The organism is Sphingobacterium ginsenosidimutans (assembly GCF_039536865.1).
Lineage (GTDB): Bacteria > Bacteroidota > Bacteroidia > Sphingobacteriales > Sphingobacteriaceae > Sphingobacterium > Sphingobacterium detergens.
Genome location: NZ_BAAAZK010000007.1, coordinates 555,111 through 570,298, shown reverse-complemented (window position 1 = coordinate 570,298; position 15,188 = coordinate 555,111). Strand labels below are relative to the sequence as shown.

The window sequence follows — 15,188 nt, the reverse complement described above, 5'->3', positions numbered from 1 at the left end:
TGTGATTATTCTGGTGGGTTAAAGAGATTGTTTCTTCTTTCGAAAACCATCGAGTTGCTTGTCTTGCAAGCAGAGTCTTTAAATCATCATCAAGGTTCAACCTCAAGATACATAAAACATGATTATGATAAAGAACGAATTGTATACGCCCGTGATTATCTGGTTAAGAATATCGAGTCGCCCCCAACGTTGATAGAATTGGCGAGAATCGCGGGGGTTAATGAATATAAGCTAAAACGAGGGTTTAAGGAAATATTTAATCAAACTGCTTTTTCCTATTTATCTGACCTACGTTTAGATCTGGCAAAGAACGATCTATTGGAAGGCAAAAAGCAAGCCACTGAAATAGCGTTTGAACTGGGTTACTGTTCCTTACAGCACTTTAGTAAAGCATTCAAGAAAAAGTTCGGCATGGCGCCAAGTAAAGTCGGACGGTAAGGCAGGGTTCATACCAGGTTTGCATGAATACAGGCGGACTGCTCGATCATCCTGTCGACACACTGGTTCTTATTCTTGGAGAAAGCCAGAGCAACATTGTTTTAAACAACTGATTAAAGTATTGAATTAGATTTTTTATATCTTTGTATCTTATGCAAAGACAACTATTCACATATTATAGTTTGACGATTGGAATGATTGCCTAATTCCGGGTGTCTTGTTTCGAAAATCATCGGTTTGGTAGTTTACGTATTACCAAAGGCCGTTGGTATGGAACAAACCATTCGGATGACAGAGAATTAAGCAATTTTATTTCATCATTTTAGATTATTAACAAGTGAATAACTTATCATTATATGGTTGGAACGATACGCTGTTCCTACTCAAACAAGCCTCACAATACAAACATCTTTTTCATGGTCGTGTTGCCGCAGTAAACAAAACCAATTATGAGGTCATCGCCCAGAGCGGTCGGCTGTTGTGCGAACTGGCAGGTAATATGCTTTATGGACGTTCATCATTTGAACACCCCTGTACCGGTGACTGGATTATTTTTCAACCTTTTGAAGATAACAAAGGAATAATCGTCGATGTTTTACCACGCAAGCATACCTTATACCGAAGAAAGAGTGGCACGCAGAACGAAAGGCAAGCTATAGCATCCCATGTAGACAAGGCATTTATTGTACAGAGCCTCGATGCCAATTTCAGCGTTCGCCGAACGGAACGATTTATGGTTCAAATAGCAGAAGAAAATATTCATCCCATATTGATCCTCACTAAATCGGATCTGGAGTTCAATCGCCAAAAAGTAGAGGAATCGCTGAAACATATCGGACGTCAAATGCCAATACTTTTTACAAGCGTTTTTTCTCCAGAAACAATACTTCCGGTACGAAAATTTATCAAGCAGGGGGAATCTATTGTATTTGTAGGATCATCTGGAGTCGGAAAAAGTTCTTTGATCAACGCACTGTGTGAACTTACAGTATTTTCCACATCTGAGATAAGCAAATCGTCAGGTAAAGGAAGACATACCTCGACCCGAAGGGAAATGATATTGATGAAGGATAGTGGTATTTTAATAGATACGCCCGGTGTTAGAGAATTTGGTTTGGCATCAGACAATTCGGATACATTATCAGATATATTCGAACTTGCTGATTTTGCAGAATCCTGTCGTTTTGAAAATTGTACACATGTTAATGAACCTGGCTGTGCTGTCGTAGACGCTGTAAACAATGGTCTTTTAGCGCTGGCGGCATACAATAGTTACCTCAAACTGCGTAAAGAATCCTGGTATTTTTCTACTTCGGAGCATGAGAAACGGAACAGGGGTAAATCTTTCGCTAAAATTTCAGAAGAGGCTAAGAGAATAAAAAAACGTTAACCTTTTAAGCAATACAGGTGTTCAACTATTAAGATGAACACCTGCATTAACATGCGGCATGAGGTCGACTACGACAGAACTCCTTTGCTTTTCAATATATCTTATCTCGCTCTATCATGCATCTACCCTTTTATCGTTTTCAGTCGGATAACATTTCATTCAATAGAACCATTACTCCATCCTTGCTTTCTATTGTCCATCCAGTTCAACACTCCCGGAGATCAGTCCCTTACTTTTTGCCCTGATAATCAATTTGCCGCTATGCTTGACGGCGACTATAGCCAGCGCTTTGCCGTGGTATGCCTGTCGCGCCCTGGACTGGAATTTCCGGAGATCGGTTGTATTGCCATTGTCTGTGGCCACAATCTTTGCGCCCTCCCCTTCAACGTTAAACCTGATGTCATGCGCCGCATCCGGAACAGCAGTATCAAACTCGTCCACAACATATGCTTGTACAAAAGCTAGTTCATTAGCTGCGGCATTTACACTGGGCTTTTCGGCAACTAGCTTGACACGGTATGGTTTTGCTGCAGTGCGGACCGTTTTGCTCATTACTTTCTCGTTTCCCCGATAGGAAACCACTTCAAGTACCCCAGGTTCAAAAGGGATGGCTCTAAAAACGAGGTCATAACGACTAGGATCTTTGGATTGCTCAGCGATCTTTCTACCGTTCAGATACAGTTCCAATCGATCCGCCTGATTGTAATAGACCACCACATCAACGCTATCCCCCTGTTTCCAGTTCCAGTGCGGTAATACGTGTAAGACCGGCTTGTCGGTCCAGACGCTTTGGTACAGATAATATACATCTTTCGGGAAGCCTGCTAAATCGACGATTCCGAAATATGAACTCCGGGCAGGCCAGGTATAAGGCGTAGGTTCGCCGAGGTAATCGAAACCCGTCCACACATACATTCCAGCAATATGATCATATTGCTCCATCAGACGTAGGCTGGTCTGATGATTCGATCCCCAGGGGGTATAAATATTATCATAAGCTGATATGGACTTGTCCCTATTGCCGTTGTTGAAAGGGATATCCCATCTTTCAGGCCACATGCGCACCGAATCGTAGGGCACCAGATCATATTGACCCCGACTTTCCAATGCGGACGTGCTTTCTGTTACGATAAACTTCTTCCCGGGATGATCCGACGGGAAACTGGCCCATTGCTTATGGTTATAATTGTAGCCTATAATATCTACGGCCGGATTCATTAATACCGGGTTTTCGCTGGACAGCTCATTATTGGCAATGGTGGTCGGGCGGGTACCATCCAGGCTGTCGGCAATTGCTGCTAAGCGTTTGGGAATAGCTGCCCCATCCGACTTAGAGTGCCATTGCTCCTGCGCTTCATTCCCTAGGCACCAGATGAATAGCGAGGGGTGGTTCCGGTCCCGTTTGACATGGTCGGCAAAGTCGCGCTCGAACCATTTATCCCAATACAAATGGTAGTCAAATGGATTCTTATGTCCTTTCCATACATCGAAAGTTTCACTCATCACAATAAAACCCAAGCTATCACATAGATCTAGAAATGCAGGTGCGGCGGGATTATGGGATGTACGTATACCGTTGACACCCATTGCTTTCATTAACTTTAGCTGGCGTAATGCTGCAGATCGGTTAAAAGCCATGCCCAGGGCGCCAAGATCACTATGTAGACAGACCCCGCGGATCTTAAGGCGCTTTCCGTTCAGTAAAAATCCCTGCTGTTGATCAAAGCTAAAGTTGCGTAAGCCAAATCTGGTTTCCTGCTCATCCAGCACCCGGCCGCCCGATACAAGCTGTACATTCGCAGTATATTGCCGTGGTGTTTCAACTCCCCACAACAGCGGATTGTCCAGCACGATTTTCTGCCGGAACGGATTGACGCCGGAGCCGCGCTTGACCAATATATCCTCAACCTGGGAAACCGTTTCTCCGGTGGGTGATACAATTTGTGTCCGTAGGGAAAGTGGCCCCGTCTGTGTGGGAATCTGTTCGATGTCCAACGAAAGACTCAGCACAGCTTGTTTTTCACTGAGCTGCTCTACTTTGATAAAAGTGCTGTTTGTGGCGATACTGACCTTATTACGGGCAATCAATTTAACATCACGATAGATGCCCGAACCCGAATAGAAACGTGAGTTGGGCTGCCTATTGTTGTTGACTTTAACAGCCAGTAGATTTTCGCGGCCGTCCGCATGTAGATAAGACGATAGTTCATATTCAAATCCGATATAACCGTTTGGCCGTTTTCCCAGCAAATGACCATTGATCCAGACCTCGCTGTTTTCATATACGCCCTCAAAGGCAATAAATATCCGCTGACCTTTATAGGCCGGGGGCAGCTTAAATGACTTTTGATACCAGCCGATGCCCCCATCCAGATAAGCCCCGCCGCTACCTGCGGGGCTATGTTCGCGGAAGGGCATCTCAATGCTCCAGTCATGCGGCAGGTCAAGCAGGCGCCAGTTGTCACCACCAGAATCCTGGCTATGCTGCCCAACACTATCAAGTGTAAACCGCCAACCGGCATTGAAATTAATTTCCTGTCGGGATTGCCCCAACAGCGGTATCGTCATGATCAGCCAAAGCCCCAGGACATTCAGTTGGCGGCGATATGGGGTGCAAACAAGTAATTTTAGCATAAAATTATAGAAAAGGAACCGCTCCATACTTTAATAGGAGGATTGATAGTCAAACCAGTCAAAAAATGCTTTCGCATTGGTTGGCTGCCCATTGGAACTTGTATACAGACCGATCATTACTCCCGTAAAACCGCCAGCTACCTCTGTGCTCAGATAGCGGGTATCCAGACTAGCGAGGTTGCTGTAGTCCCCGGACTTTGGGTCTATAAAAGCAAAGCTGTAGTTTAAAGGCGTTCCACTGATACGCAGTTCTATCTTGTTGCCTGCGATTTCTTTTTCAGCAACAATATAATGCAGAGATCCTACCTTAGCGCGCAGCTGCAGCATAAAGAGCTTTCCGCTGCGTTTGAGGAAGAAGTCGTAATGGTGCGAATTGTTCTGATACAGCGTTAAACCGGCTTCTTCTCCATCGGAAGCGGCATTAAATTCAAGCTTTACGCTGGCCTGAAAATCGTGTTCCGTTTGCCTGCGGCCGATAAAAGAAGGCGACTCCGTCTCGTTTAATGATATCGGACTGCTGTACAGGCAGAGGCTACCACGTCGTTCGGTCAGCGAGTACTTTGCCGAATCGGGATTCCGAAGATACTGCCATTGCAAACCCAGCTGTGTAGCAGTAAACTCATCGCGCTGTGTTGGAGTTGCCACAGGAACTGCTGGCAGGGGCTTCACCGCCATATCCAGCTGGATTTTTCCATTACCGTTGATCTGTGGCCAGCCATCTTTAGGCCAGCTTACCGGTGCCAGAAATGTCTCCCGACCGAGTATATGGTAATAACTGTAAGGTTGCGTGACGCGGAAACCTAAAAATACGGTCCACCAGGAGCCATCTGCTGCCTGGATAAAGTCCGCATGCCCAACCCCTTGAATGGGATTTCCCTGTCCCAAACGGTTGGAGTGTGATAGAATTGGGTTGAGCGGGCAGGATTCGTAAGGCCCCCAGATGGAGCGGCTCCGTCCGATACTGGCACTGTGGGCATATTCTGTGCCGCCTTCGCCCAAAAGTAGATAATAGTAGCCATCCTTTTTGTAGATATGGGGCGCTTCGGGAAAGCGCCCGCCCGTTCCGGCCCAGACCACTTTTTCCGCGGAGGTCAGCTTCCCGGTACTCAGGTCAATGGCCGTCACACGGATTCCTTCATCCCCTTGGGTCACAAAATAGCTTTTGCCGTCCTCATCCCAAAAAATGTCCGGATCTATGCTTTTGACATCTACCCAGACCGGATCGCTCCAAGGGCCAGCCGGATTTTTTGCGGTGCAATAGAAATTGCCTTTGTCCGACACGTTGGTACATATGACATAGAATAAACCATCGTGATAGCGGATCGAAGGCGCGAATAGCCCTCCCGAAGAAGGTACTCCGCGTAGATTGAGCTGTGAAGACCGTGTCAGGCAGTGCCCCAGCTGCTCCCAGTTGACCAGATCCTTACTATGATATATCGGAAGCCCCGGAAAATATTCGAAAGAAGAGGTCACGAGGTAAAAATCATCGCCTACGCGACAGATGCTCGGATCTGGATTAAATCCTCGGACAACTGGGTTTTTAAACCCCAGTTGTGCATAGCCCGACGCTGCCAGCAAAAATAGCAAGCTGCAATAAATCGTGGAGCTAAGAAGTGTCAAGTACCTTGAAGTCATTTTAGATATAGTCATGTTTTTCCCCTTATTTGGCCGGACCGGATTCCGATCCTCCTTGATCCAAACTTTCCTTATACTCCTTACTGATAAAATTGAAAGTCAGCATGGCTGCACCGTCATTCGAAAGTACAGGATCCCTTAAGACAGCCAGCTGCATTGTATTCTTTGTCAGCGACATAATGCGAACATCACCCCAGTCTACCACGATACCATCTTGCGGTTTGCCATGGAGTGGCGATGCGCCGGTCATGCGCATGGTTTTCTTTTCGGTGTCAATATTAAAAACCCCTTTCTGCACTTTTCCCAGCATGGCATGGTTAACATTGACGTTGGCCCCGCCTTTGAGGTCAAAAGTCATACGGCCATAATCGCCAGCGGGCATTAGCCAGCTATTGCCTTTCCAGTCAGGTTCCCAGCTCCAGCTGTCGCTGTTCAATGGCTCGCCGGTCTTGTTTACTGTGCCCCACCAGTCTCCCGTTCCATAAAAATACATGGGCCCTTTAAAATGGCGGGATACCCCTGCCGCATCAAGATCCAGAAACCAGGTTTTCTCCTGCCCTGCACCACCGGTCAATAATGTCCAGGTCTCGTCACTGATAAATTCAGCGTACATCGCGTCAATTTTAAAGCTTACTGGCTCGCCATAAACGACTCCGCCCCGGGTTTCGACACCAAACTTAACCGTATATTCTCCCGGAAAAGGCATTTTTAAGGTCACCTTTTTATCCTGGCTCCGTCCCTGGGGATGTTCCCACAGCGCGGTATATTTCGGATCCATTAAACTCGTCAAATAAACAATATTCGGATTATTTGCATCATGTTCAATACGGTACGATTTACCTTCAGTCAGCTGTGCCGGACTGAGGTCGATCTCCCCTAATGCATATTTTTCTGGAGAACAGGCTCCGGCCATCGTCATCAGCGCAATGAGGGCCATGACAGCGTGTAATATCTTTTTCATGTATATAGATTTATATCGTTAAACCAAGCGACCTTTTAGCAGTACTCTTCATTAATTCCAGCCTGCATTTTGTTTCAGTACTCCATTTGACAGCGTGATCTGCTTATTGGGAATCTGCATAAACCCACGGGTGGTTAAGAATTTGCTTTTTGTGATAATAACTTTGTCGGGAGCCGAACCACTAAGCACATCCTCGGAAGTTTCTATGATCGCGGCTGCATTATTGATACCCTGGCGCAGCACATCCCAATAACGGATGCCTTCAAAGGCAAATTCAAAATTCCGCTCTTTGAGGATATTACTTTTTGAGACGGGCAATGCGACGAAATTGGTTTTATAAGCCCGCTTGCGCACCAGGTCAAAATAATGCTGGGCATTGGGCGAACCCAGTTCGGCCGCCATCAGCAAGACGTCTGCATAGCGGATCACAAAGTAATCCTGATCCTGGGACAATTGCATATCTTTATCTCCACCTGTATTTGTGGTGCCATCCGGCAATGCTGTCGGTGCATATTTTTTGATCGCATAGCCCGTGTATTCACGTTGGTCTTTCAGATTAAAATCCGGTATTTTCTCTCCATCGATATCGATAATGGATGCTGTTTTTCTGGTATCGTTGTTATCGAAGGCATTAAAGAAGTTTTTGCTTACGGTACAGGCACCCCATCCTTGACCATAGGGTGACCAGCTCTTCCCTCTCAAGCCCAAGAAAACGACCCAGCGGTTGCCATCGATATGACCTTCGTAATCCGATGTATTGTTAAATTTCTGTGCAAATACCACTTCGGAGTTCCCTTTACCTGCGTACTTGGAAATATCCAATGTATTGTCGGCGGCATTGGGAAGGTAACTTGATGCCGGCCAAAGGTTTTTAAAGTCAGCGACCAATGCAAATTGGCCACTTTTGATCACATCTTCCAGTCCCGCTAGCGCCTCGGCTTTGGATACGCCAATATCTTCGGCGGCATAGTAACCAGAATAAAAGAGGTAAACCCGTGCCAGTAGTGCTTTTGCGGCGAATGGCGTAGCCCGGCCATCGTTGCTTGCGGCGGCTGATTTCGGATAAGCATCGGCCGGGATACTGCTTGTAGCAAATTTGAGATCCGAAACAATCAGCTTATACACTTCCTTTGGATCCGATTGCGGAATATTATCACTCGTAGGACTGGTCAACAGTGGTATATTCTCAAAGAGACGCACTAAATCGAAGTACAGGACTGCCCGCAGGAACCGGGTTTCACCTTCGATCCGTGCGCGTGCCGTCGTATTGCCCGAAAAATCGGTGCCATCTAACTTTGCCAGCAGCGTATTACATCTAAAAATGCCCGAATAGTAATCTGACCAGGTACCATCAAAAATATTATTGTCCGACTGGGATTGCCCGATATCAAAGCGGTCTATAGCCTGGAAACCGCGGCCATCTGTTGTTCCGGTACCACCGAAACAGTTATCTGAAGCAATTTCCGAGGTGATATAAAAAGCCTGGCTCCCGTTGGAGGTTGTCCGTTGGTAACCGTCATAACAACCGACCAGCGCCATTTCAGCATCCGCCACTGTTTTATAAAAGTTGCTCTCCAATACACTTGTCATCGGTTCGACGTCCAGGAAACTGGATGAACAGGATCCCAATAGTAGTGATCCCAGTAGTATTGAATAAGAGATATAACTTGTTTTTTTCATGATTTCTCGATTTTAGAATTTAACATTTAAACCAAATAATACCGTCCGCGGTCTAGGGTAATACCCTAAGTCGATACCCGATACCCAGCCGTCTGTACCATACCCGATCTCCGGATCCATTCCATCATATTTCGTAAAGGTGAATAGATTCTGTCCCTGTATATAGAAACGGATCTGATTGGCGTATTTCCACCGGATCAGTTTGGAAAGATCATAACCCAGGGTGACATTGCTAATCCGTAGGAAGTCACCATCCTGGATGTATAAATCCGAAAACTGCCAGTTGACGTTTGTTTCGGTCACACGCGGTATGGTATTGGAAGTACCTTCGCCTGTCCAACGGTCGAGGATACGGGTGGTATAGTTCGCCTGCTTATTGGTATGATTGCGGTAAGACTGTACAATCTTATTGCCCAAAGAACCGTAAGCATTAACGGAGAAATCAAATCCTTTGTAATCCAGTCCGATATTAAATCCATAGGTAAAATTGGGCATGCCCACACCCAGATTTGTTTTGTCGGCGGCATTGATAATGCCATCAGCATTCAGGTCTACATATTTTACATCACCTGGTTTGACATCCGCCTGCAGAATGCCCTTTCCAGCATTTTTCCAGGCGTCAATTTCAGCCTGGTTCTGGAACAAGCCCGCGGTGCTGTAGCCCCAGAAATAACCGATGGGCTGTCCATTGGCGGCACGGTAAAATTCCTCTGAATTATCATATAACATGGCTGTCTGGCCGTGGATAATACCGTCTTCGGTTGGGATCTTACCCACTTTATTTTTGTTGTAAGCCCCATTTACGCCCAGGCGGTACTTAAGCGCATTCACTTTATCAGCCCAGTTCAGTCCAAGCTCAACTCCCATATTCTTCACATCGCCACCATTGATAAAAGGTGGCAGCGTACCTGTCGTGGCCAGTACTGGAGCTGTTACCAGCCAGTCTTTGGTCTTTTTGACATAAAAGTCAGCGACGACATCTAGCCGGCTCTGCGCGAATTTGGCATCAAATCCAACATTTGTCTGTTCGGAGGTCTCCCAGGTTAGATTGGGATTGGACAGGCGGCTCGGGTAAGCACCGGCAATATTGTTGTTGCTGGTACCGAATACATAATGGGCTCCAGGATTGGATGATGTGATACCTGTTGAGGTACTGATCGGTGCGGCATACTGGAAATCAGCAATATCCTGATTGCCCACCTGTCCCCAGGATGCCCGCAATTTAAAGAAGTTTATCCCCGACAGGTTCTCCTGAAAGAAATCTTCCGAAGAGATTACCCAACCTGCTGAAACCGAAGGGAAATAGCCCCAACGGTTGCTACGTGAAAATTTGGACGAAGCATCGGCGCGAAGGGTGGCATTTAACAGGTACTTCTCTTTGTAATTGTAACCTAACCTGCCGAAGTAGGACACCCGCCGGGTGACGTTCTCCGGTTTTCCAGAAACAGTACGCGTCTCGACCACATTGCCCTTTTCATCCAGATGTGCCTGACCTGTTGTGTTGTCCAGATAGGCATGCGCAAAATCATTGAACTGCGAAAGCAGGTTCCAGTTTGAGCCCGAAAGGTAAGTACCTTGATACCGCAATGATTCCATCCCGATCATGGCCGAAAAGCGGTGATCCGTCCGGATATCAAAATCATAGGAAGCGGTATTGGTCCAGGTCAATGTATGTCCCTTGCTCATATTCTGGGACGTAGTGGTATGGTCCTGGTTGTACGTATAAATGGAAAAACGGTACAGGGGTGTAAAACTCCGGTATTCCGAAGCATAATAGTTGAAGCCCAATAAAGAGCGTACTTTCAGCCCTTTGACCGGTTCAATCTCAGCAAAAATATCTGCCAGTAATTTCTGGCCATCGTTGCTGTTATTCGAATTGGTCATCATTACCCCATAAGGATTACTGTCGCCGTTGTACCAGGGTGAGTTGGACGTATCGTTGAAGGGGCTGCCATATAGTCCGTTGTCCGAATAAACGGGTGACAGCGGCGATGTAGTAAAAGCTCCACGTAATGTATTGTTGTATTGGTTGCCAACACCGATTCCCCGATTTTTAATGTAGTTGAAATTAAGGTGCTGCCCGATTTTCACAAAATTATCGAAGAGTTTATGTTCTGAATTTGTCCGGAAGCCATAGCGCTCGTAGTTGGATACATCTTTACCACCGACGATCCCCTCCTGACTGATATAGTTCATGGACAGGGCGTAGGTGGATTTCTCCGAACCACCGGTGAGGGCCACATTGTAATTGTCCATTTTCGCATTGTCCTTGAACATGTAATCCAGCCAGCTGGTATTGGCCAGTCCGGCCATTCCATCAAAATCAATGGCAGCAGCACCTGAATTGAGGGACTGCTCATTCATGATTGTTTTATACTGATGGGCATTCAGTAGTTGTGCTTTGCGTGATACATTTTGAATACCGGTATATCCGTCAAAAGACAGCTGGCTTTTACCGGCAGCACCCATCTTGGTGGTCACCAGGACTACACCATTGGCTGCCTGCGAACCGTATATCGCTGCCGAAGCAGCGTCTTTTAAAACATCGATCGACTGGATATCTGCGGCGTTCAATACCGAAATATCACCGCCCGGAACCCCATCAATGACATAAAGCGGGCCCGAATTGCCAATTGTCCCTAAGCCGCGGACGACGACCTTCATATCCGCTCCGGGCTGACCGGAGGTGGAAGTAATTGAAACGCCCGGAGCCTGCCCCTGAAGGGACTGCAAGGGATTCAGCTGATTCCGTTTCTGCAGTTCCTCGCCTTCTACCTTCAGATTCGCCCCGGTATTTAGCTTCTTCTTCTGCACACCATAACCGATGACTACTACCTCTTCCAGATCAGAGGTACTGGGCTGCAGGCGAATGATACCATTCGCTCCGGCGACTGTAATTTCTTGCGTTTTGTAGCCTACGTAAGAGATCGTCAGCACGCTTCCTTTTGCGGCCTGCAATGAAAACTTACCCGATTCGTCCGTACTTGTTGAAATCTTCTGATTCTTTACTTTAATGCTTGCGCCCCCGATCGGCAAGCCAGAATCAGCGGAAACAACGGACCCCGTAAAGGACTGTGCCCAGACCAGCGAGGTCATGCCGGTCATGACTACCACAGCCACACCCCTGCTCAACAATTGTTTGCTTATCATATGATTTGATTTATAAATTGGTTTTACTTTTATTTTAATTTAATCTGTAAGGCTTTCCCGTGATAAGATACTGCCATTGATTTTTTTGTAGGACTGTCGATGCCGGTAGCATTTCTGTCGCTAATGAAAATGATATTGAATTTTCTACTATGTAGCATACCCTCAAACTCCCCTTTGCGGTCGGCCAGGGACAAGGTTTGCGTCCTGTTATCGTAGCGGATATCAATTCGGCTGTATTTTCCCTTTTCGTAGTTATAATTATCACCTTCATCTTCATAGAGCGAAAACTGGCCATTGGCACCGGCATAGATATAGAGGTCCAGTACAGTCTGCTTTTTCTCCGTGCTGTATTGCAGCTCCTGACCGACCGGAACGATCGCACCGGCTTTTGCATACACCGGGATACGCTCGTATGGCGCATCTACCAGAAGATCCTGACCGCCGCTGACTTTCTTGCCGCTGTATAAATCATACCAGTCGGCGCCTTGTGGAAAATGTATTTTTCGACTCCTCGCACCTTTCTCCGTGACGGGGCTCACCAAGAGCGATGGACCCCATAGATACTGGTCATTGCGGTCAAATCCTGCTTTATCCAGCGGAAAATCCATGGCTAGCCCCCGGATCATTGAATAATCTTCGAAAAATGTCTTTGCCGCCAGGCTGTAGTTATAAGCCAGCAATTTATAGCGCAGATTGATTGCATAAAGCATGCTCCTATAGGCAGGGTGCTCCGCAGGAGCGATGTGATAAGGTTCGCGGAACGGGAATTGTCCATGTGCCCGGAACAGGGGCAAGAATGCAGCATATTGATACCAGCGGCTATTGAGCTCACGCCATTCTTCCAGATCCACCACATTGGGCTTATGGAACCTATTTTCGACGAGGAATCCACCCGCATCCATTGTCCAATATGGTGTACCGGACATGGAGAAATTTACTCCGCCCGCGATCTGATCCTTCATATCGTGCCATCGGGATGCGATATCCCCGCTCCAGGCAGCGGCGGCATAGCGCTGCTGTCCGGCAAAAAATGAACGCGTCAGAATAAACACCCGTTTATTGGGATCCGTTGCGCGCTGCCCCTCGTAAATACCCTTCGCATTTTGAAGCGGAAAGGCATTATAGTAGCGCACCGAGGAACCGATGCTGGGCTGAAAAACAGCTTTGCGTTCATCCAGATCGATATTGGAATGGATATCCGGTTCACTTGCATCCATCCACCAGGCGTCGATGCCTATTTTAAATAAGTTGTTGTCCAATAACTTCCAGAAGGCATCGCGCGCACCCTGGTTAAAAGGATCATAAAATGTAGAAGTATAGCCCTTCCCGATCCAATCTTTACGGCCATCGTAAATATTCCGTGGGTAGATCCACTTATTGCTTTTAAACTCCTGATATACACGCGACTCTTCATTTATTTTCGGCCAGGCGGAAATCATGATCTTCAGATTTTGGTCATGCAGTTTCTTCACCATCGCCTTCGGATCTGGAAAGCGGTTTAAATCAAATTGTTGACTTCCCCAGTCGTTTTCTGACCAGTACGACCAGTCTTGGACAATATTATCAATTGGAATCTTCCGTTTACGGAATTCTGTGGCTACCTGTTCAATTTCCGCCTGAGTTTTGTAACGCTCGCGGCTTTGCCAAAAACCGAAACTCCAGACCGGCATAATCGGAGCCTTGCCTGACAAATGCCGGTAACCGCTGATGACATCGTCCATGGATGCACCATGGACGAAGTAATAGTCAATTGCATCCCCGGCTTCGGAATTAAATGAAAAGAGGTTCTGCCGTGCAGCGGGAATTGGGCTCTGCCAGTTTAGGGTAAAATAAGACTCGCTGCCGTCTGGGATCCATTCCATCCGGATCCGGCGCGGCTGATCTTTTTCCAGATCTTTTTCAAGCTCAAAAGTGCCGGCATTCCAGGACTGCCGCCAGCGGTCGGCGACGAGCTGACCATCTATCCATACCTTCATGTATCCCGAATATTTGAAGTGCAGGACATGCTTGCCGGCATAGGGCGAGGCAAGCGTACCCTCATAAACCACCTTTGTATCCGCAAGTTTGATCTCTTTTGGAAACTTGTGCTGGTCCGTTAAATAGCCATAATCGATGATCGATTCCGGACGGGAAAGGTATACCGAGTCGGTATTGCGGTTCATATAAGTAGCCGTGAGCCAGCCCTGCTCCCCTTCCACGGACGATAGCTTAAATGCATTCAAAGGTAATAATGGGCGCACATCCCCGGCTTTGGTGATCGAGTAATTATGCCAGAGCAGACCATAGTTGTTGGTGGATAACAAAAATGGAATGCCGATTTCGGTATTGTACTGCAGTAGCGTGACCTGTTTTCCCCGGTTGTAGTTCATGACCGCATTTTGATGCTGTCCAAGCCCATAGATCCCCTCCTCCGGTTGGACAATAAAATCCTGGTTGACCTGGTAAAAGGCATCGCCATTATAGCTCCCCGCAGTAAACGAACCGGAATTCCGTTTTGCTTCTTTTAAAATGGCATGGCCATGTAAGTCGTAAAATTCTACTTTACCGCTGCTCAACGAAACAATAGCCCGCAGATCCGCTGTCTGTATTGTGGCCGTTGAGTCTGTCGATCCGGCAACAAATGATTTTAGCTGCCGGTGCAAAGAGTCTACAATCACCAGGCGCTGCTGTTTCGGGAAGCCAGTCCCAGCAGGGACTGCCGTTACCCGTATGATCTTATCCGTAATGGCGTCCAGATAGACGTCCTGATCAATGGAGCCCGCAGAATTTTTGAAGCTGACCTTCACGCCGGTGGCGGTTTTTTCAAACTGAGCTTTCTGAGCCTGTGCAGATCCTTGATGTATCATGGTAAAGAACATCAGACCGCTTAAAGCATACGTTATGTTGCGCATGTAAATAAAGATTTATTGGTTATTGTATTCCCTTGGTTATTGCTTATACTTTCCTAATGAAAGAACATGTCAAATATAAAGTGCAACCGGTTGTCTTAAGGCTATGATTTGTTAACTTTTAGGGGGTGATTTGTTAACATACGGTCGGATAAATGGAATATATTATATGTTAAGTTATTGTTTTAAAACAAGTTGAGCTAAAACGAGGGTGAATTTCCAAAGGCGAGTTTATAATTTATTTACCGGATTGTTTTTGATTGCCGAATCTTGTTTTACCGGAGATGCTACCATCAATAATTTGGAAAACTGTATGAGATCCATGGTTCATTGATTCAGCGATCAATACTTTTCATCCGAATTTGGAAAACAGAAAATAGTGGATCGGTACGGCCCTTATTTGGCAAATCAC

At 46.6% G+C, this 15,188-nt stretch carries 8 protein-coding genes; 2 read left to right on the top strand and 6 right to left on the bottom strand.

Features of this window, described 5'->3' with window-relative positions; translation table 11 throughout:
* Positions 1-438 (top strand): helix-turn-helix domain-containing protein (locus tag ABFX33_RS14725; protein ID WP_346086629.1); only part of this gene is annotated, 438 nt, incomplete at its 5' end.
* A 337-nt stretch (positions 439-775) separates the two neighbouring features.
* A complete protein-coding gene (gene rsgA, locus ABFX33_RS14720) occupies positions 776-1,828 on the top strand; it encodes a ribosome small subunit-dependent GTPase A (RefSeq protein WP_346086628.1) in 1,053 nt (350 codons plus the stop codon).
* Between the two features lie 189 nt (positions 1,829-2,017).
* Here the strand turns inward: rsgA and ABFX33_RS14715 are convergent, their stop codons facing one another.
* Genes ABFX33_RS14715 through ABFX33_RS14690 form a run of 6 tightly spaced genes read right to left on the bottom strand, consistent with a single transcriptional unit; the run spans position 2,018 to position 14,779 of the window.
* Positions 2,018-4,462: a glycoside hydrolase family 2 TIM barrel-domain containing protein gene (locus tag ABFX33_RS14715; protein ID WP_346086627.1), complete on the bottom strand. Its 2,445-nt coding sequence runs from the start codon at positions 4,460-4,462 to the stop codon at positions 2,018-2,020.
* A 30-nt stretch (positions 4,463-4,492) separates the two neighbouring features.
* A complete protein-coding gene (locus ABFX33_RS14710; protein WP_346086626.1) occupies positions 4,493-6,112 on the bottom strand; it encodes a glycoside hydrolase family 43 protein in 1,620 nt (539 codons plus the stop codon).
* A 10-nt stretch (positions 6,113-6,122) separates the two neighbouring features.
* Positions 6,123-7,058, bottom strand: coding sequence for a hypothetical protein (locus tag ABFX33_RS14705; protein WP_346086625.1), 936 nt, complete (start codon positions 7,056-7,058; stop codon positions 6,123-6,125).
* Between the two features lie 51 nt (positions 7,059-7,109).
* Entirely contained in the window at positions 7,110-8,738 is a 1,629-nt protein-coding gene (locus ABFX33_RS14700; RefSeq protein ID WP_346086624.1) for a RagB/SusD family nutrient uptake outer membrane protein, read from the bottom strand.
* Between the two features lie 12 nt (positions 8,739-8,750).
* Positions 8,751-11,888 carry a SusC/RagA family TonB-linked outer membrane protein gene (locus ABFX33_RS14695; RefSeq protein ID WP_346086623.1) on the bottom strand — a complete coding sequence of 1,046 codons (3,138 nt, stop codon included), beginning with the start codon at positions 11,886-11,888 and terminating at the stop codon, positions 8,751-8,753.
* Between the two features lie 29 nt (positions 11,889-11,917).
* Positions 11,918-14,779 carry a glycoside hydrolase family 31 protein gene (locus tag ABFX33_RS14690; RefSeq protein ID WP_346086622.1) on the bottom strand — a complete coding sequence of 954 codons (2,862 nt, stop codon included), beginning with the start codon at positions 14,777-14,779 and terminating at the stop codon, positions 11,918-11,920.
* Positions 14,780-15,188 lie beyond the last annotated feature (409 nt).